This is a genomic window from Streptomyces sp. Da 82-17, assembly GCF_046098215.1.
Taxonomy (GTDB): Bacteria; Actinomycetota; Actinomycetes; order Streptomycetales; family Streptomycetaceae; genus Streptomyces.
On the sequence record NZ_JBJURH010000005.1, the window covers coordinates 372,524 to 390,789 of the forward strand.

General features: G+C 71.9%; 21 protein-coding genes and 2 pseudogenes. 17 read left to right on the forward strand and 6 right to left on the reverse strand.

Annotated elements, in window-relative coordinates:
- Positions 1-39 precede the first annotated feature (39 nt).
- The 9 genes from ACIDOF_RS11560 to ACIDOF_RS11600 all read left to right on the forward strand — a co-directional run bounded on the left by ACIDOF_RS11560 (position 40) and on the right by ACIDOF_RS11600 (position 8,887).
- On the forward strand, positions 40-183 hold the full coding sequence (locus ACIDOF_RS11560; protein ID WP_409005706.1) for a hypothetical protein: 144 nt from the start codon (positions 40-42) through the stop codon (positions 181-183).
- On the forward strand, positions 180-1,118 hold the full coding sequence (locus ACIDOF_RS11565) for a transporter substrate-binding domain-containing protein (protein ID WP_409005707.1): 939 nt from the start codon (positions 180-182) through the stop codon (positions 1,116-1,118). The genes ACIDOF_RS11560 and ACIDOF_RS11565 overlap by 4 nt, the downstream gene beginning before the upstream one ends.
- Before the next feature lie 46 nt (positions 1,119-1,164).
- Positions 1,165-2,196, forward strand: a complete 1,032-nt coding sequence (locus ACIDOF_RS11570; protein WP_409005708.1) for a DMT family transporter — start codon at positions 1,165-1,167, stop codon at positions 2,194-2,196.
- Positions 2,193-3,236, forward strand: a complete 1,044-nt coding sequence (locus tag ACIDOF_RS11575; RefSeq protein ID WP_409005709.1) for an aspartate-semialdehyde dehydrogenase — start codon at positions 2,193-2,195, stop codon at positions 3,234-3,236. The genes ACIDOF_RS11570 and ACIDOF_RS11575 overlap by 4 nt, the downstream gene beginning before the upstream one ends.
- On the forward strand, positions 3,233-4,372 hold the full coding sequence (locus ACIDOF_RS11580) for an aspartate kinase (RefSeq protein WP_409005710.1): 1,140 nt from the start codon (positions 3,233-3,235) through the stop codon (positions 4,370-4,372). Before ACIDOF_RS11575 ends, ACIDOF_RS11580 begins: the two co-directional genes overlap by 4 nt.
- Positions 4,373-4,377: 5 nt before the next feature.
- Positions 4,378-5,412: a TauD/TfdA family dioxygenase gene (locus ACIDOF_RS11585; protein WP_409005711.1), complete on the forward strand. Its 1,035-nt coding sequence runs from the start codon at positions 4,378-4,380 to the stop codon at positions 5,410-5,412.
- A 395-nt stretch (positions 5,413-5,807) separates the two neighbouring features.
- Complete coding sequence (leuC, locus tag ACIDOF_RS11590) at positions 5,808-7,208, forward strand: 3-isopropylmalate dehydratase large subunit (RefSeq protein WP_409005712.1); 1,401 nt, start codon at positions 5,808-5,810, stop codon at positions 7,206-7,208.
- A gap of 144 nt (positions 7,209-7,352) precedes the next feature.
- The gene (gene leuD, locus ACIDOF_RS11595) at positions 7,353-7,994 is read left to right on the forward strand and encodes a 3-isopropylmalate dehydratase small subunit (protein ID WP_409005713.1); all 642 of its coding nucleotides are present in this window, start codon (positions 7,353-7,355) and stop codon (positions 7,992-7,994) included.
- Positions 7,991-8,887 carry a LysR family transcriptional regulator gene (locus tag ACIDOF_RS11600; RefSeq protein WP_409005714.1) on the forward strand — a complete coding sequence of 299 codons (897 nt, stop codon included), beginning with the start codon at positions 7,991-7,993 and terminating at the stop codon, positions 8,885-8,887. The genes leuD and ACIDOF_RS11600 overlap by 4 nt, the downstream gene beginning before the upstream one ends.
- An 85-nt stretch (positions 8,888-8,972) precedes the next feature.
- Here the strand turns inward: ACIDOF_RS11600 and ACIDOF_RS11605 are convergent, their stop codons facing one another.
- Both ACIDOF_RS11605 and ACIDOF_RS11610 read right to left on the reverse strand, forming a co-directional pair.
- Positions 8,973-9,383 carry a cupin domain-containing protein gene (locus ACIDOF_RS11605; protein WP_409005715.1) on the reverse strand — a complete coding sequence of 137 codons (411 nt, stop codon included), beginning with the start codon at positions 9,381-9,383 and terminating at the stop codon, positions 8,973-8,975.
- A 78-nt stretch (positions 9,384-9,461) separates the two neighbouring features.
- Positions 9,462-11,327, reverse strand: a complete 1,866-nt coding sequence (locus ACIDOF_RS11610) for an FAD/NAD(P)-binding protein (protein WP_409005716.1) — start codon at positions 11,325-11,327, stop codon at positions 9,462-9,464.
- A 147-nt stretch (positions 11,328-11,474) separates the two neighbouring features.
- Between ACIDOF_RS11610 and ACIDOF_RS11615 the strand changes: the two genes are divergently transcribed.
- Both ACIDOF_RS11615 and ACIDOF_RS11620 read left to right on the forward strand, forming a co-directional pair.
- Entirely contained in the window at positions 11,475-12,098 is a 624-nt protein-coding gene (locus ACIDOF_RS11615; RefSeq protein ID WP_409005717.1) for a cysteine hydrolase family protein, read from the forward strand.
- A gap of 54 nt (positions 12,099-12,152) precedes the next feature.
- Positions 12,153-13,334, forward strand: coding sequence for a pyridoxal phosphate-dependent aminotransferase (locus tag ACIDOF_RS11620; RefSeq protein ID WP_409005718.1), 1,182 nt, complete (start codon positions 12,153-12,155; stop codon positions 13,332-13,334).
- Between the two features lie 75 nt (positions 13,335-13,409).
- Here the strand turns inward: ACIDOF_RS11620 and ACIDOF_RS11625 are convergent, their stop codons facing one another.
- Together ACIDOF_RS11625 and ACIDOF_RS11630 are read right to left on the reverse strand one after the other, a co-directional pair.
- Positions 13,410-13,775, reverse strand: a complete 366-nt coding sequence (locus ACIDOF_RS11625; RefSeq protein ID WP_409005719.1) for a hypothetical protein — start codon at positions 13,773-13,775, stop codon at positions 13,410-13,412.
- A 127-nt stretch (positions 13,776-13,902) separates the two neighbouring features.
- Positions 13,903-14,178 carry a hypothetical protein gene (locus tag ACIDOF_RS11630; RefSeq protein ID WP_409005720.1) on the reverse strand — a complete coding sequence of 92 codons (276 nt, stop codon included), beginning with the start codon at positions 14,176-14,178 and terminating at the stop codon, positions 13,903-13,905.
- Positions 14,179-14,294: 116 nt separating this feature from the next.
- Between ACIDOF_RS11630 and ACIDOF_RS11635 the strand changes: the two are divergent.
- The 6 genes and pseudogenes from ACIDOF_RS11635 to ACIDOF_RS11660 all read left to right on the forward strand — a co-directional run.
- Positions 14,295-14,369 (forward strand): annotated as a pseudogene (locus ACIDOF_RS11635) (hypothetical protein); the annotation flags it as partial.
- 75 nt (positions 14,370-14,444) lie between these two features.
- Positions 14,445-14,681 carry a hypothetical protein gene (locus ACIDOF_RS11640; RefSeq protein WP_409005754.1) on the forward strand — a complete coding sequence of 79 codons (237 nt, stop codon included), beginning with the start codon at positions 14,445-14,447 and terminating at the stop codon, positions 14,679-14,681.
- Positions 14,682-14,715: 34 nt separating this feature from the next.
- Complete coding sequence (locus tag ACIDOF_RS11645) at positions 14,716-15,003, forward strand: hypothetical protein (protein ID WP_409005721.1); 288 nt, start codon at positions 14,716-14,718, stop codon at positions 15,001-15,003.
- Between the two features lie 82 nt (positions 15,004-15,085).
- A pseudogene (locus ACIDOF_RS11650) lies at positions 15,086-15,408 on the forward strand (hypothetical protein).
- Between the two features lie 83 nt (positions 15,409-15,491).
- Positions 15,492-15,743: a type II toxin-antitoxin system Phd/YefM family antitoxin gene (locus tag ACIDOF_RS11655; RefSeq protein WP_409005722.1), complete on the forward strand. Its 252-nt coding sequence runs from the start codon at positions 15,492-15,494 to the stop codon at positions 15,741-15,743.
- Positions 15,740-15,985: a type II toxin-antitoxin system RelE family toxin gene (locus ACIDOF_RS11660; RefSeq protein WP_409005723.1), complete on the forward strand. Its 246-nt coding sequence runs from the start codon at positions 15,740-15,742 to the stop codon at positions 15,983-15,985. Before ACIDOF_RS11655 ends, ACIDOF_RS11660 begins: the two co-directional genes overlap by 4 nt.
- Here ACIDOF_RS11660 and ACIDOF_RS11665 read toward each other — a convergent pair.
- Complete coding sequence (locus ACIDOF_RS11665; protein ID WP_409005724.1) at positions 15,982-16,548, reverse strand: TetR/AcrR family transcriptional regulator; 567 nt, start codon at positions 16,546-16,548, stop codon at positions 15,982-15,984. The genes ACIDOF_RS11660 and ACIDOF_RS11665 overlap by 4 nt on opposite strands.
- A 204-nt stretch (positions 16,549-16,752) precedes the next feature.
- Complete coding sequence (locus ACIDOF_RS11670) at positions 16,753-18,210, reverse strand: MFS transporter (RefSeq protein WP_409005725.1); 1,458 nt, start codon at positions 18,208-18,210, stop codon at positions 16,753-16,755.
- Positions 18,211-18,266: the final 56 nt, after the last annotated feature.

Genomic DNA, 18,266 nt, shown 5'->3' on the forward strand with positions numbered 1-18,266 from the left:
CCGTCCCGGTCCCCGCACGGGCCGGGCGCACGGCGGCCCGTGAGCGGGCTGCGCCGGCACGGGGCGGTGCAGCCGCCCGTCTCGGTGCCGTCGCTGAGCCTGCGCCGGATCCGCGTCCTGCGCATCCGCGCCGTCAACAGCCTCTGCCAGAGCTTCCGTTCCGACCCGAGGAGCATTCCGTGACCAGCACTCCCACCCTCGACGCCGTGCGCGGCCGCGGCGCCCTGCGGGCCGTCGTCAGCCGCGGCATCCGCGGCCTGTCGCTGCGCGGCGACGACGGCCGCTGGGTCGGGCTCGACACCGACGTCGCCCGCGCGGTGGCCGCCGCGGCCGTCGGCGACGGCGAGGCCGTCGAGTGGGTCTCCGCCGACCCGGCCGACCGGCTCACCCGGCTCGTCGCCGGCGAGGCCGAGCTGACGGTGTCCAACGTGAGCTGGACGCTCGGCCGCGAGGCGTCCGTGCCGGTGCTGTTCGCCGGTGTGACCTGCTACGACGGCGAGGGCTTCCTGGTCCGCGCGGACAGCGGCATCACCGGGCCCGAGCAGCTCGCCGGGCAGCGGGTCGCGGTGCAGGCGGGCACGACCAGCGCCGCCAACCTCGCGTCCTGGTACGGCAAGCGGGGCCTCGCCGTGGAGCCGGTCGCCTTCCCCACGCCGGCCGAGACGCTCGCCGCGTACGCCGACGGGGCGTGTGCCGCGTACGTCCTGGACCGGGTGGCGCTCGCCGGGGAGCGGGCGGCGCTCGCGGACCCGGGCGCGCACCGGATCCTCGACACGGCCATCTCGCGGGAGCCGATGGCCGCCGCGGTGCGCGACGACGACGCGGCCTGGTTCCGGCTGTGCCGCTGGGTGCTGCAACTCCTCGTCTCCGCCGAGCACCAGGTCGAGGAGGTCGGCGAGCGGGAGAAGGCGCTCGCCCAGGCCGCCGAGGCGGCGGGCCCGCACGGCCCGGCGATCGGCCTCGACGAGGACTGGGCGGCCCGTGTCCTCGCCGCGGTCGGCACGTACGCGGACGTCTACGAGCGCAACCTCGGCCCCGCCACCGGACTGAACGTGCCGCGGGGGCTCAACGAGCTGTTCACCCGCGGCGGCCTGCAGTACGCCGTGCCCCTGCACTGATCCCCCGTCACATCTGTTTCCCTCCTTCTGAGAAAGGCCCCTCCTCATGAGTTCCGACACACGCGCGGCCGGTGAGACGAAGGGCGCGGTGGAGCTGACCGCCGCCATGGTGCTCTCCGGCACGCTCGGCGTCTTCGTCATCGAGTCCGGCACCTCGCCCTTCAACGTGGTGTTCTTCCGCTGCCTGTTCGGCGCCGCCGCCCTCGGCCTCTACTGCCTGGTGCGCGGGTTCTTCAAGAACCACGGCTTCACGCCGAAGAAGCTGGGCCTGGCCGCGCTCGGCGGTGCGTTCATCGTGTTCAACTGGGCGTTCCTCTTCGAGTCGTACGAGGGCACGTCCATCTCGGTGGCGACGGTCGTCTACCACACGCAGCCGTTCTACGTGATGCTGCTCGGCGCCCTGCTGTTCCGCGACAAGCTCACCGCCACCAAGTTCGGCTGGCTCGGTGTGGCCTTCGTCGGCCTGATCCTGGTCGCCGGGGTGTCCGCGTCCGACCTGACCGGCGGCGGTGACAGCGCCTACCTGGCGGGCCTCGGCTACGCCCTCCTTGCCGCGGTGTTCTACGGCGCCTCGACCGTCATCACCAAGCGGGTCACGGGCGTGAAGCCGCACCTGGTGGCGCTGGTGCAGCTGGTCCTCGGCATCTTCCTGCTGCTGCCGTTCACCGCGCTGAGCGAGACCAAGGGCCTCGGCGCCGACTGGGGCTGGCTGGTGGGCCTCGGCCTGATCCACACCTGCGTGATGTACGTCCTGATGTACTCCGCGTACCAGAAGCTGCCGACCCCGAAGATCGCCGTGCTGGCGTTCGTCTACCCGGCGGTCGCGATGCTCATGGACTGGGCCGTGTACGGGCACAGCGTGAGCCTGCTGCAGGCGCTCGGCATCCCGCTGATCGTGGCTGCGAGCCTGGGCATCAACCTGGGCTGGTCGTTCAAGGGCAAGGGCAAGGCTGCGGTCGCGCCCGCCGCGCCCGCGGCGAAGGACCCGGCGGCCGCCGAGTCGACCGAGTCCGCCGACCGTGAGCCCGTCGCCGCGGCCGAAACCAAGATCGAGATCAAGTCCGGAGGCACCCGATGACCCTCGTCACCGACCCCAAGGCCCCGCGCATCGCCATCGTCGGTGCGACCGGCGCCGTCGGCAACACCCTGATCAACCTGATCGAGCAGCGCGGACTGCGCTACCGCGACGTCAAGCTGGTCGCCTCGGCCCGCTCCGCGGGCACCGAGCTGACCGTGGACGGAGTGGCCCACCCGGTGCACGCCGTCGACGAGTTCGACTTCTCCACCGTCGACCTGGCGTTCTTCTCCGCCGGCACCGAGGCAAGCGAGCGGTGGGTGCCGGTGGCCACGGCGGCGGGGGCCGTCGTCATCGACAACACCATCGCGTTCCGCATGGACCCGGACACCCCGCTGGTCGTGCCGCAGGTCAACGCGCACGAGCTGGACCGGCGCCCGAAGTCCGGCGTGATCGCCAACCCCAACTGCTCGACCATCCCGCTGGTCCGTCTCCTCAAGGGCGTCGAGGAGAGGTGGGGCGTGCGGCAGGCCGTCGTCTCCACCTACCAGGCCGCGTCCGGCCTCGGCCACCCCGGCGTGGAGGAGCTGCAGGACGCGAGCCGCGCGGCCCTGGAGCACCCCGGGGAGGCGTACCCGAACAAGGAGTTCACGCCGTCCCTCGCGTTCAACGTGATCCCGAAGATCGACCGCTTCCTGGACACCGGCTTCACCCTGGAGGAGCAGAAGATGCTCCAGGAGTCCCGGAAGATCCTCGGCATCCCGCACCTGGACGTCACCACCACCTGTGTCCGCGTGCCGGTCGTCAACGGCCACTCGGAGGCCGTGTGGATCGAGACGCAGGGCGTCGTGGACCGCACGGAGCTCGTCGAGGTCCTCGCCGCGCTGCCCGAGGTCACGGTCCACGACCGTGAGGCCGTACGGGAGTTCCCGACGCCCGCCACCATCGACGACCCGAACCGGGTGCACGTCGGCCGGGTCCGGGTGAACCCCAACAACCCGCGCGCCTTCTGGCTGTGGCTGGTCGCCGACAACCTCACCATCGGCGCCGCCCTCAACGCGATCCAGATCGCCGAGGAGCTCATCGCCCGGGAGACCCTGTGACGGGCTCCCCGCCGACGGCGGACCGGCGGCCGGTCGCGGTCCTGAAGTTCGGCGGTTCCAGCTTCCGCACGCTGGCCTCGTACGGGCAGTTGGCCGAGGCGCTGAGCCGGCGGGTGGCCGAGGACGGCACGCGCCTGGTGGTCGTGGTGAGCGGCCAGCCGGGCGAGACCGAGCAGTTCCGGGAGCGCCTGAACCAGGTCAACCGGCACCCGGAGGACGAGACCGTCGCGGGCCTGCTGACCCTGGCCGACACGGTCGGCGCGCAGCTCCTGGCGACGGCACTGCACCGGGAGGGCCGCACCGCGACGGTCCTCGCCGGGCACCAGCTGGGCCTGGTCACCGACTCGGCGTTCATGTGGGCCCGGTTGGAGCACACCGACCCGGAGCCGCTGCGCGCCGCACTGCACGACAACGAGGTCGTGGTGGTGCCGGGCGGGCAGGCGGCCGACAAGCAGGGCCGGCCGACGTGGCTGGGCAAGAACAGCTCGGACCTGTCGGCGGTGGCGGTCGCGGCGGCCGTGGGCGCGGACGCCTGCGAGATCCACTCCGACGTCGACGGCATCTACAGCTCCGACCCGCACCTGATCACGGGCGCCCAGCTGCTGACCGAAGTGTCGTACAACACGGCCGCGTTGATGTCGCTGTACGGGGCGAAGGTGCTGCACCGAAGGGCGGTGCGGCTCGCCCAGCGCAACCGGATCGAGATCGTGTGCCGCTACAACAGGGCGCCGTTCCCGACCGGTTCGGTGATCGGCAGCGCGGGTTCGTCGGTGGCCGCGGTGGTGCTCAACCAGCGCTCCACGGCGTTGCGCTATCCGACGGACGAGCTCGCCGACCAGGCCTTCGCGGTGTTCCACGCCGCCAACATCGACGTCGTACGCCTCACCTCGGGCCCGCTGGTGGCGATCACGGGCGGCTTCGTGGACCTGCCGGAGTTCCAGCGCCGCAACGGCATCACCCCGGGCGAGTACGCGGGCGTGCCGGTGACCGCGGTGCGCGGCAGCCAGGTGGCGACCCAGCTGGCGGCCGACGAGGAGGACGCGCTGCACGTCTCGCAGCGTCTGCACGACTACGTGAACCGTCCCGGCGCGGACGTGGACCCGAACGCGCCACTGCTAGAGATGCAAGGAGCCTGACAGCGATGACCGCGACCACCGACCACACCGTGCCCGCCGCGGCGGGCGTGGAGACCTTCCGCGAGATCGCCCTGCCCGACGCCGTGCGGGACGCCCTCGGCGCCCAGCTGGCACAGCTGCCCGACCCCAACATCGACATCGACCGTTCGACGACCCGGCTGCTGCAGCTGTTCGCGGAGCTGCCGACCGAACTGCTCCAGCAGATACTGGACTTCGGCCGGCACATCGACACCCCCGGCGTCAGCCTGGTCAGCAACCTGCCGGTCGACGCCCAGCTGCCGGACACCCCGTCCGACGGCGGGCCGAGCACCGACAAGAAGACCTTCGTCGCCGAGGGGGTGCTGCTCGGGCTCAGCGGTCTCCTCGGCGAGCCGATGGGCGTCCTCACCGAGAAGGCCGGGCAGTTGGTGCACGACGTCATTCCGGTCGAGGGCGGCTCGATGACCCAGACGAACCAGGGGTCAGAGGTCTTCCTCAACTTCCACAGCGACATCATGCACGACGTCATCGGCCGCTACGACGTGGCGAACCCCGACTTCCTGGTGCTCAGCTGCCTGCGCCCGGACCACGAGGGCATCGCCTCCACGTTCTACGCGGACGCCCGGGACATTTCGGCCGCGCTGCCGCCGGAGACCCTGGAGCTGCTGCGCAGCCCGCTGTTCCGCCTGAACGCGCCGGGCAGTTATGTCCGTGACGTGGCCGGCGGGCAGGAGGTGCTCTCGGAGCCGGTGCCGATGATCAACGGGCACGCCGACTACCCGGAGATCGCCATCTCCGCGAACGGTGTGCATCCGCTGACCAGCGGCGCCCGCGCGGCCCTGGACATCCTGCAGGAGGTGTGCCGCGCGGTCGCCCACCGCGTCGAACTCCGGCCCGGCCAGGCCCTGTTGATCAACAACCGCAAGGGCGTGCACGCCCGGTCCACGTTCACCGCGCGCTACGACGGCAAGGACCGCTGGCTCCAGCGGACGTACGTGCGCCGCAGCCTGTGGAACGTGCGCTACCGCGTGACCGAGGAGAACCGCCGGGTCCACCACTGACCCGCCGATCCGGGCCCACCACGGCCCGCTGAACCGGGCCCACCGTGGCCCACTGAACCGGGTCTGTCACCGACCCGGTGATCCGGGCCCCGCCGAGACCCCTGGCGGCCGCCCTTCCGTTCCGCCCCGCACCGCGCCGAGAGACCCCGGCGCCGTGCGGGGCTTTCCTCTTTTCGGCGTTTCGTCCCCTCAAATCCCGTTATGCGGCGGCGTTTTACCGCGGTAAACCGCTCCCGATCCACTCCGGATCCGCTCCCCATCCGCCCCGCGCACCCGGCCTGGCCGCGACCGGTCATGCCCGCCGAGGCCATCCGCCGAGCACCGCAGCTGGGCCCCGAGCGGTCGATGATCGACGTACCCAACGGGCAGCGGTACTCGGCGAGTCGAGGGAGATCATGGGGACGACACTGGCGCAGAAGACCTGGGACGCCCATGTCGTGCGGCGCACGGACGGCGGCGACGACCTGCTCTACATCGACCTGCAGCTGCTGCACGAGGTGAACACCCCGCAGGCCTTCGACCGGCTGCGGGCCGCGGGCCGCACGGTGCGCCGCCCCGACCTCACCGTCGGCACCGAGGACCACAACACGCCCACCCTGGCGCTCGACCGGGTCATCAAGGACCGCGAGGGCCGCCGGCAGGCCGAGCTGATGCGCTCCAACTGCGCCGAGTTCGGCATCCCGCTGCACCGCTTCGGCGATCCCGGGCAGGGCATCGTGCACGTCATCGCCCCCGAACTCGGCCTGGTGCGGCCGGGGATGACGATCGTGTGCTGCGACTCGCACACCACGACCCTCGGCGCGTTCGGCGCGCTCGCCTTCGGCATCGGCGCGAGCCAGGTCGAGCACGTCCTCGCCACCCAGACCCTGCCGATGCGGCCGCTGCGGACGATGGCCGTGCACGTGGACGGCACCCTGCCGGCGGGCGTCAGCGCCAAGGACCTGGTGCTCGCCCTGATCGCGAAGATCGGCACGGCGGGCGGCCAGGGGCACATCGTCGAGTACCGCGGCGAGGGCGTGCGGGCGCTGTCGATGGAGGCCCGGATGACGCTCTGCAACATGACCGTCGAGGCCGGTTCGCGGGCCGGGATGGTCGCCCCGGACGAGACGACGTACGCGTATCTCGCCCGGTGCCCCGGCATGCCGCAGGGCGCGGCGTGGGACGCGGAGGTCGCGTACTGGCGCGGCCTCACGAGCGACGCCGACGCCTGCTTCGACCGCGAAGTCACCCTGGACGCGCGGGAGTTGAGCCCGTACGTGTCCTGGGGCACCAACCCGGCGCAGAGCGTTCCGCTCGACGGGCGGGTGCCCGCCGCCGACGACTTCGCGACCGCCGCCGAGCGGGCCGCGGCCGAACGGGCCCTGGACTACATGGACCTGAAGCCCGGCACGCCGCTGCGGGACGTCGCCGTCGACACCGTGTTCCTCGGCTCCTGCACCAACAGCCGGATCGAGGACCTGCGGGCCGCCGCCGACGTGCTGCGCGGACGCAAGGTCGCCGACGGGCTGCACCTGATGATCGTGCCCGGCTCCGCCCGCGTCCGCCTGCAGGCCGTCGAGGAGGGCCTCGACCGGGTCTTCGCCGAGGCCGGGGCCGACTTCCGGGCGGGCGCGGGCTGTTCGATGTGCGCGGCGCTCAACGAGGACCGGCTGCTGCCCGGGCAGCGCGCCGCGTCCACCAACAACCGCAACTTCGAGGGCCGGCAGGGCCGCGGCTCGCGCACCCACATCGTGTCGCCCGCGGTCGCCGCGGCCACGGCCGTCACCGGACGGCTGTCCTCGCCCGCGGACCTGTGAACCGCAGCGCCCTGTGACCGCCGGGCCTGCGCCCGCCGCCCGCCGCGACCGCCGCCCGCCGCACCGCCGCACACCGAACCGCCGCCCACCGAACCACCGAACCACCGAACCGCCGATCCGTGAGCCGGAGACCGGAGACCCGTCATGGAGAAGTTCACCGTCCACACCGGGACCGCCGTCCCGCTGCGCCGCACCGACGTCGACACCGACCAGATCATCCCCGTCCGGTTCTGCGCCAGCACGAGCCGCAGCGGCCACGCCGACGCCCTGTTCGCCGACTGGCGCGCCGAGGACGGCTTCGTCCTGGAGCGGCCGGAGCGGCGCGGCGCGTCCGTGCTGGTCGCGGGCCAGGACTTCGGCACCGGCTCGTCCCGCGAGTACGCGGTGTGGGCGCTGCAGGACTACGGCTTCCGGGTCGTGATCGCACCCCGCTTCGGCGACATCTTCCGCGGCAACTCGCTGATGAACGGCCTGCTCACGGTCGTGGTCCCGCAGGACGTGGTGGAGCGCCTGTGGGAGCTCACGGAAGCCGACCCGGCGGCGGCCGTCACCGTCGACCTGGAGCGGCTGCAGGTGCGGTGCGCCGGCCTCGTGCAGGACTTCACCCTCGACGAGGACGCCCGGCGCCGCCTCCTCGGCGGCCTGGACGCCATCGCCGACACCCTGCACTTCGAGGCGGACATCGCGGCGTACGAGGCGACCCGGCGGCCCGCACTGCCGGTCACCCGGGACCGTACGAGCCCCCGGCCCGCCGACCGGGCCGCGCCGCCGGTGGCCGTGCGATGAAGCTGTCGCAGTGCGCGGCGTTCGTCGCCATCGCGGACACCGGCAGCTTCACCAACGCCGCCCGCGCGCTCGGCATCAGCCAGTCCGCCGTGAGCCACGCCATCGCAGGACTTGAGGCGGAGCTGGGCGTGACGCTTATGGTGCGGGACCGCTCGGGCGTGCAGCTCACCGACGCGGGGCGCCGCGCCCTCGACCCGGCCCGCGCCACGGTGGCCGAGGCGGAACGGGTACGGCAGGCGGCTCGCGGGGCGGGCTCGGAGCCCGAGGGGACCGTGCGCATCGGCACCAGTCAGAGCTTCGCGGCGCGGCTGCTGCCCGGCCTGATGTCCGAACTGCAGGCCCGCTACCCGCTGTTGGAGATCGAGCTGCGCGAGGGCAGCGACACCCAGATCGCCCGGTGGCTGCACGGCCGCGCCATCGACATCGGCATCGTGGGCCTGCCCAAGCGGGGCCTGGCCACGGCGCCGCTGCTGCAGGACGAGATGTTCGCGGTGCTGCCCCTCGGCCACGCCCTGGCCGCCCAACAGGCCCTGAAAGTGGGCGAGTTGGCCGGGGAGCCGTTCCTGATGCCGGTCGGCGGCATCGAGGCGCTGGTCCGCGCGACGTTCCGCACGGCGGGCCTGGAACCGGCGATCAGCCATCACGTACGGGACGTCAACGCGCTGCTCGCCATGGTCGCCGCCGGGCTCGGCACGACGGTGCTGCCGCGCCTCGCGCTCCCGGCGGCGCTGCCCGAGGTGCGCCTGGTGCCGCTGTCCCCGCCGGTCGTCCGGCACCTGGGGATCGGCACCCGCCCGGGGGCGCAGGACTCCCCGGTGGTGGCGGCGTTCATCGACGTGGCGCGGTCGCTGGCGCTGCGCGACGACTGGAGGAGGCTGCCCGTTGCGAGCTAGGCAGCTCCTCCGTCCGTCGTGCGGGGTGCGGCTCCGCCGGTCCTGCTGCGCGGGCCCCCGGCGGTCGTACGGCGCCGGGCGGGGGTCAGACGACGGGGCGGGTCGGCGCGTGCCGCACGCCGAGGACCGTGCAGCCGGTCTCGGTGCTGACCCGGTGCACGCTGCCGGGCTCCTCGACGACGAGGTCACCGGCCCGGTACCGGTCCCCGTTGTCGTTGCACAGCTCCCCCTCCAGTACGAGGATCAGCTCGTAGCCGAGGTGTTCGTGCAGGTCGCCGTGGGCGCCGGGGGCCATCCGCGTGATCATCGCGGCGCCGGAGGCGTCGTCGTCGGTGACGTACAGGCGGTGCACGTCGACGCCGGCGCGGCCGGGCTCCTGCCAGCGCTCCCAGCGCAGCGCGTCCAGGCCGACGGGGTCGAAGATGTCGCGTACGACGGTGACATGGCGCTGCTGCGGCTCGGCCTCGGGGGCGGCCGGTCTCGTGACGACGGACATGGGCGGTCTCGCTTTCCTGTGTCGAAGGCTTCGGCGGGAGGCGACAGCGGCGGGGCTGCCTTCGGTCGACTGGGGCTGCTAGGCGGCGAGTTCGGAGGTCCGGGCGAGGACGGGTGCGGTCACGTCGGCGGCGATGGCGTCCGCGTTCTGCACGAAGTCCGTCCAGAACCCGGGCCTGCTGCTGCCGCCCTGCATGAACCAGCGGGTGTGCTCGGTGGGGATGCCGAGGACGTACAGCCCCTTGTCGGGCCGTCCCGCGCGGTCCAGCGGGTGGAAGGGCGCCTCGGTGACGGCGACCCCGCCGGTGTCGAAACGGCCGCCGTCCGCCCCGTGGTTGACGTACGAGGTCCAGATGCCCTGCTCGCGCAGGCTGCGGGTCAGCGGGTGCGGGTCGAGGCGCACGTCGGGCGTGGGCACGCGGGCGTCGACGACGGTGTCGACGAGGACCCGGGAGCCCGCCACGTACGGCGAGTGCACGGCGAAGCGGCCCGATGCGGGGTCCGGCAGGAAGCGGGTGCCGGGGCCGGCGATGCGCAGCACACCGCAGTCGAGGAGCGCGCGGACCTGCCGCAGGCGGGTGCGGGGCGGCCCGGCGGCGAGGAACGAGCTGCGCTGCACGTACCAGCCGAGGAAGTCCTCGCGGTGCGAGTCCGGGGTGAGGCCGCCGAAGTCGACGAGCGACCGGATCACGGCGCGGGAGTCGCGGATGACGTCGAGCGCGGCCTTCAGCGGGTCGTCGACGTTTCCGGCCGCGGCGTGCGCCAGGTCGTCGGCGATCGCCGCGCTCAGCGCCCGGCGGAACTCCTCGGGGCTGTCGAAGTGCCGGTCGGCGAACGGGCGGGCCTGCTCGTCCAGGTCGATCCGCGGCACGTCGCCGAGCCCGTACCCGGCGGCGATCGCGACCACGTCGGGCACACCGGCCTCGGCGGCGGCGACCACCTCGGCCTCGAACGCGGCGGCCCGGCCCGGGCTGTGACGGTGCGTCAAGGTCGTGGCGTAGTAGACGAGTTCGACCTCGGCGAGGAGCCAGGGCAGGGCGTCGTCGGCGAAGGAGATCGCACCGTGGCGGCTGTGCGCGAGGACGCGCTCGGTCGTGAACAGCACATGGTCGTAGCGGTGGTCGTGGTGCTTCTGGTTGCGGCCGCGCGCCGGGAGCGGCATACCGCTGCGCGAACCGGCGACGATCACGGGTTCGCGACCGCTGGGCCGGTAGCGGAGGCCGCCGTCGCCGTCGTCCTCGAAGACGCCGCCGCGGCCCTCGGTGAACGCGGCGAGCACGTCGTAGAAGGAGAGGCCGAGCCCGAGGACGCCGACGGGCGACCCGGCCGGTACGGCGTCGAGCGGCATGTCGGCCGCCGAGTCGCCCGCGATGTGGCGCAGGTGCGGGTGCTCCTCGGCGAAGGCGGCGAGGCGGGCCTGCGTTCCGGTGAGTTCGGGCGTGGTGTGCCCGGTGGTCAGGACGACCTTGTCGACGGTGAGGTGGGCGCCTTCTTCGAGGGCGAGCAGATATCCGTCGCCGGTGCGCTCCAGCGCATGCACGGTCGCCTTGAGCGGAATGAGTCTGACTTTCTCGGGGAGGTTTTCCTCGACGGTCCGCAGAATGAACTGCATGTAGCGTCCGTGCAGGGCGCGCGGCGCATAGCTGTTGGGCCCCGGATAGTGCGGGTCGACACTGCTCCACCACTGCGCGAGCGAGGGGCCCGCGCCCGGTCGCGCCGGGCCGCCGTCGGGCTGCCCGGAGAACGCGGACACCTCGTCGGCGACCGTGTTCATCAGGAACCAGGACGGCTGGTCGGTGCGCCAGATACGGCCGCTGCCGACCTGGTGGGAGTCGATGAGATAGATCTCCAGGCCCTCGTCGACCGGGCTCTCGGCGAGGCGGGCGGCCATGCGCTCCAGGACGGAAAGTCCCCTGGGGCCACTGCCGACTATTGCCACCTTCATTTATCTGCACCTTTCGGTAGGCGGTATCCGTCTCACCGCACCAGAAAGATACGGATCGCTGTATCTGCAGTTCAAGACAGCTTTATTGATGCATTGCATGAGTGTTCTTCATGCAATTTCCGCGAGCGCAGGAAGAGGTAAGAAGAAATGAGCACGAACAGTGGCAGCGTCACCGGGAACGGCAGCCGGCGCCCGGCGCTTCTGGTCCTGGACCTCATCAACGAGATCGTGCACCCCGACGGAAAGTACGCGGCGGACGGCTACTTCGCGCAGGCCCGCGACCGGGGCGTCCTGGAGCGGACCGCCGAGGCGATCGCCCGGGCCCGCGCGGCGGACATCCCGGTGATCTACGTCGTCGTCGGCTTCAGCGCGAACTACGCCGAGTGGCCCGCCGGTTCCCCGGTCTTCGAGAAGGCCAGGCCCGACGGTCGGCTGCAACTCGGCACGTGGGCGACGCAGGTGCACGACGCGCTGGCGCCCGAGCCCGGGGAGCCGGTGGTCGCCAAGCACCGCATCAGCCCGTTCCACGGCACGAACCTCGAACTCCTGCTGCGTACGCGGGAGATCGACACGCTGCTGCTCACCGGCGTCTCGACCGAGCTGGTGGTCCTGACGACCGCGCAGGCCGGGCACGACCTGGACTTCCGGGTGCAGGTCCTTCAGGACGCGACGCTCGCGGGGGACGCGGAGATCCACGAGGCGGCGCTGAAGGTGCTGGCGCGGATCGCCACGGTGACGACGGTCGAGGACGCGCTGCCGAAGCCCCACTGACCACGCCCCCTCCCACGCCATAACTCCCCTATCCAAAAAGGAAGTTGAACCCTCATGGCCAACCGGGCCGCATCCCGCTTCGGCGCCGTCGGCGCGTCCGCGACGTACGCCGTCTTCGACCGGGTCGCCGAACTGCGCGCACAGGGCGTGGACGTACTCGACCTGGGCGGCGGCGAACCCGACTTCGACACCCCCGAGCACATCGTGGACGCGGCCGTGGGCGCGCTGCACGACGGGTTCACGCACTACACCCCGAGCCGCGGCGTGCCCGAGCTGCTCCGGGCCGTCGCCGACAAGCTCGCCAAGGACAACGGCGTGCTGGTCGACCCGGCGAGCGACATCGTGGTCACGCCGTCCGCGAAGCACGCCCTGTACGCCGCCCTGCTGACGGTCCTCGACCCCGGCGACGAACTCCTCGTGCCGACGCCGAGCTGGGTCAGCTACACCGCGATGGCCCGGCTGATCGGCGCCCGGCCCGTGCAGGTCGCCCTCGACGGCGCGAACGGCTTCCGGATCACCCGGGAACTGCTCGAACGGCACGTGTCGCCGCGCACCAAGGCCCTCCTGGTGAACTCCCCGAACAACCCCACCGGCCGGGCCCTCACCCGTGAAGAGGCCCGCGCCGTCAGCCAGTTCGCCGCCGAGCACGACGTCCTCCTCGTCGCCGACGAGATCTACGAGAAGATCCTGTACGACGGCGCAGAACACCTCAGCCTGGCCTCCCTTCCGTCCTGCGCCGACCGCACGATCACGGTCAACGGCTTCTCCAAGGGCTACGCGATGACCGGCTGGCGCCTCGGCTACGCGGCCGGCCCCACCGACCTGATGGCCGAGCTCCTCAAGGTGGCGCAGCACACGGTCGGCTGCGCGGGCTCGTTCGTGCAGCGCGCCGGCGTCGCGGCCCTCACGGGCCCGCAGGAACCGGTCCAGGAGATGACCCGCGCCTACGCGGCCCGCCGCGACCTGGTGGTGGACGGCCTCAACTCCCTTGCCGGAGTGACCTGTTCACCCCCGGACGGCGCGTTCTACGCCTTCGCCGACATCACCGGAACGGACTTCCCCGACGCGACGGCGTTCACGCAGTGGCTCCTCGACGAGACAGCCGTGGCCCTGATGCCGGGCCCCGCCTTCGGCCCCGGCGGCGAAGGCCACGTACGCCTCTCCTTCGCAACGTCCCCACGCATCCTGCGGGAGGCTTTGGGGCGGATGGGGCGGGTTTTGGGGAGTCGCGGCTGACGGTGGGCGGACCGGAGGCCCATGCAGAAGCCCTGCCCGGATCAGATCCGAACGGGGCCTCAGGGGTCGCGCTACTCAGCCCTTGGACGGGACGACGAATCCTCGTACCGGCTTGGGCTCGGGGTCACGCGATTCCGGACGCTGCGCGCGCCTCCAGGCTGCGACCAGTTCCGCGTAGCGCGGGTTGGTCCATTCCTCCGGGTCCCATCCCATGGCAGTGATGGCGGCGCGAGTGCGGTTCAGGATCTCCGGGTCGTAGTTCGTCGGGTCGTACCCCGGGTGGTGGTGGACGAACGCCCCGCCGAGAGAGGCGCACAAGTCCGCGTACACCGCGCTGTGCAGGAGTAAGGCGTGCCACCCCTCATCCACGATTCGCGACGGGGCGAGCCCCACGCCGGGGTTGCGGGAGCAGGCAGCGACGAACCGGAGTGTTCCGGGCAAGGAGTCACCGTTCGGGGTGGGGCTCTTGGTTCACCCTCAGCGCCTGGCTCGAAGCCCAGCGCTCAGGGTGTCTTGGGGATGAAGCCCAGTACCGCGCCGGCTGCCGTGCCGTCTTTACACGCGGGCTTCACGAGTCGCACCAGGCACTCAGAGTCTGAAGCGCAGTGCGAACGCTGAGTGTCTGGGCCTCTTCACGGCTCGCTGTCCGCACATGCCCTCTCAGCTGGAACCAGCGGATCCCGCTCGGACGCTCCAACATCACTTCGTCGTTGTCGAAGCCCTTGACCTGACCCACCAGGCAGCGCTCCACGTCCATGACCACGTCATCCAGCCCGTAACGCATCGCGCTGCCCCTCTCGCTCGCTGTCCATGCTGCTGGATACTGGCCCAGCACAAAGGCCACAAGCGCCCACCATTCAGGGGTAGTTGGGACGGACACGCGCTCGGCTGACAATGTCCAAAGTGTCCACGGGGGTTGTCTTGAATGAGCGACTAGAGTCGGCTATGGCGGAAGCCCGGATGACTCCTCAGCGCCTGGCTCGGAGAATCGGGGTTTCCCCGAAGACGGTCAAGCGTTGGCTGGACGACGAAGCTCAGCCACACCGCCAGAGCCGAGTAGACGCCGCGCGGGCACTGGGAGTGGACGAAGAGATGTTGTGGCCTCAAGCGGTGACCGACCGCATCAAGACGGGGGCAGACCGGGAGATCATCCGGACCTACCCGTACCGATCGGCGGCACCCTCGACGCTATGGGGCGAGCTGGTGGCCGGCGCACAGTCCGACCTCTTCTTGGCGGGGTACACGAACTATTTCTTCTGGACCCAACAGCCCCACTTCAACGACACACTTCGCGAGAAATCCGCGGCAGGCTGCCGCATCCGTCTCCTGCTGGGCGACCCGGAGTAGTCAGACCACGCGGGACCGGGAAACCATCGAAGCCGTGGCGCTGACCGTCTCCACACGCATCCGCATGACGCTGGACGAAGTGGCGCGGATCGGTCCGTTGGCCAACCTCGAGGTGCGGTTCAGCGCCGCAGAAGACGCCGTGAACCACGTGAGCCTGTCGACGTTCCGTTTCGACAACGACGCCCTGGTGACGCCTCATCTGGCACGTCTGGTGGGCCACGACTCCCCGCTGCTGCACCTGCGCAGGGCGGACGCAGGCGGCATGTTCGACCGCTTCACGGAGTCCTCCGAAGAGCTGTGGAGCCGCGGCCGACCGGTCTAGGCCCTGTCGTTCGGCAGACGGGCCCGCGCGCGGCACGTAGGGCCGCGTCGCCGAAGGCGCCCGGCTCTTCCGCGAGGCGTGGATCGCAGGAGTACATGAGCACTTCCCCGGCGAACCGAAGGCCGGCTACGTGACGCCGTGGGAGGACACCCCCGAGTGGGAGCGGCGGGCCGCGGGCGCGGTGTACGAACAGGTGCGGCAGTTCCTGGAGTTGAGTGGTGGTCACGCCTCACGACTGTCACGCGAGCAGAAGAGCCGCTTCGTCGCAACGTGTTGGACCGCGCAGATGTACCACCACTTCGAGGACCCGAAGCCCGTTACGTAGCCGACTGGGCCGATCTGCCGAAGTGGCAGCAGGAGACCGACGCGGACGTCTTCGAGGCCATCGAGCAGTCGGCCGGCTGATCGGCGTACCGTCACCCCGTCCCGCGCCGGGCGACAGGGAGCCACATGATGACAGAAGGTTAATCTTGTGCCATCGTGTGGGCATGACTCAGATCTCCATCAGCAGAGCACGCTCCGAGCTCGGCGATCTCGTACGTCGTGCCGCGCACAACCGGGAGAGCATCGCGCTCACGGACCACGGCCATGTCGCCGCACTCCTGGTGTCGCCCCAGGTCATCGAGGATCTCGAGGACGCACTCGCAGTCGCCGAGTACGAGCGGCGCAAGGCTGAGGGAACGCTGGGCGAGGGGGTCCCGCACGAGGAAGTCGGCCGCATGCTGGGGCTGCGTCCGTGACCTACTCCGTCATCTGGGAACCCGAGGCGACCAGCGCCGCCGTGCGCTTCCTGAAGGACGACCCGCAGGGCCTGGCCGCGCTGTACGAGGCAGTCGACCGCCTCGCCGAGAACCCCCGCCCCGCCGACTCCGCGCCCTACGGCAGCACTTACCGACGACTGCGGGTCGGCCGCTACCGGGCCCTGTACACCATCGACGACCACGTGATCCGCATCCTGATCACCCACATCGGCCGCACCTAGCCGTCCCCCTCGTACCCGATGAGCTGCAACGCCCCCCGGACCGCCGCCTCGAAGGGCTCGGTGGACTCCGCGGAGCGGGCCATCACGTAGCCGCCCTGCACCACCGCCGCGAGGGTCGCGCCGACCGCCTGCGGGTCGAGCCGCGCGTCGATCTCGCCCGCCGAGCGGGCCTCCTCGACCAGGTCCGCGAGGCGGGTGCGGAGCCAGCCGAACAGCTCGTCGAGCGGGGCGCGCAGCCGGGGGTTCTCGACGACGTCGGGGTCCATCGCGAGCCGGCCGACGGGGCAGCCGCGCAGCACGTCCCGCTCCCGCAGCAGGTACGAGGCGATGCGCCGGGTCGCCGGGCCGGGGCCGGAGAAGTGGGCCTCGGCGGCGTCCATCAGCTCCTGCGCGCTGCGCTCCGTCGCGGCGCGGGCGAGGCCCGCCTTGCCGTCGAAGTGGTGGTACATGCTGCCGACGCCGACGCCCGAGCGCTGCAGGATCGCCTTGGGGCTGGTGCCCGCGTAGCCCCGCTCCCAGAGCAGTGCGCGGGTGGCCTCGATCAGCCGTTCTGGGGTCGCCATGCGCGGCACTCTATCGACGGGGCGGGAGTCTTTCCCAAGGGTTGGACAGGGCCGCCGATCGGACCTTTCGATCCGCCGCTTCGGTTTTCCCGTACGCCCCCTTCGGGTCTCCCGCTCACCCCCCTTCGGGTCTCCCGCTCACCCCCTTCGGGTCTCCCGCTCACCCCCTTCGGGTCTCCCGTTCACTCCCTTCGGGGTTCCCGGTCACGCGTCCCGCCGCTCCGCGTTGCGCCGTACCGACCAGGCCAGGAGCGCCCCGCAGGCGAAGGCGGCAGCGGCGAGCACGGCCGACAGGTGCAGGCCCGCGGTGAAGTCGGCGGCGGTCGCGGCGAACGTGCCGAACAGGGCCACGCCGACGGCGCTGCCGACCTGCCGGGACACGTTGAAGACGGCGGAGGCGATGCCGGCGCCCGACGCGGGGGCGGACTCGATGATCGCGGCGGTCGCGGCGAGCGCGGTCATGGTCTGCCCGAGACCGGTCGCGACCAGGGCGAACAGCAGCACCGGGTACGAGGTGCCGGGGCCCGCGAGCAGCCAGCCGAGGAAACCGGCCGTGCCGAGGACGAGTCCGGCCGCCATCGGGACGTACGGGCCGGTGCGGGCGGCGACGCGGCTGAACAGCGGGGCGGCGACCAGGCCCATGCAGACCGAGGGCAGCAGGGCGAGCCCGGTGGCCAGGACGCTGAAACCGCGCTCCTGCTGGAAGTAGAGGGTGGTCAGGAAGAGCATGCCGTAGTAGCCGAGGCTGATCAGCAGGCCGATCGCTGCGGTCGAGGTGAACGCGCGGGAGCGGAACAGGGACGGCGGCAGCAGCGGCGCCCGCCGGGTGCGGCCCTGCGCCTCGCGGCGCTCCAGGGTGCGCTCGACCAGCGCGAAGGCGGCCAGCGCGGCGACGCCGACGGCGAACGCGGAGAGCACCAGCGGCGAGGTCCAGCCCTGCGAGCCCGCCTCGTTGAGGCCGCCGGCCAGGGCGACGAGTCCGACGATGCCGAGGATCTGACCGGCCGGGTCCATGCGGCGGGCGTCCGACTTGCGGGCGGAGACCGGGATGTGACGCAGGGTCAGCCAGACGGCGAGGGCGGCGACCGGCAGGTTCAGCCAGAACACGGCCCGCCAGTCGAACCCGGCGACGAGCAGCCCGCCGACCGCGGGCCCGGCCCCGAACGCCACCGAGGCGACGGCGCCCCAGATCGCGATGGCCCTGGCCCGCACGGCCTTGTCCGGGTAGGTGGCCTGCAGCAGCGCGAGCGAGGCGGGTACGAGCAGCGCCGCGCCCGCACCCTGGGCGAGCCGGCCGGCGATCAGCACGCCGGGGGTGGCGGCGAGGCCGCAGGCGAGGGAGGCGGCGCTGAAGACGCCGAGGCCGGTGAGGAACATCCGGCGGTGCCCGAGCCGGTCGGCGAGGCCGCCGCCGAGGAGCAGCAGCCCGGCGAAGACGGTGCTGTAGCCGTCGACGATCCACTGGAGCGCGGCGGTGCCGGTGTCCAGGGAGGCGCGGATGTCAGGGATGGCGACGTTGACGACGGTGACGTCGAGCATCACCAGGAAGTAGCCGAGGCTGAGCGCGAGCAGCGGCGGCAGGGCGAGCGCGGGTGCGGGAGCGGGGGCGGCGGGCTGCGGGGCCGTCCGCTGCGTACCGGGAGTGATCTCTGCGGTGGTCATGAAAAAAGCATCAGCGCCAGACGCTTCGTCGGACATCGAAGTGTCGTTGTCGTACG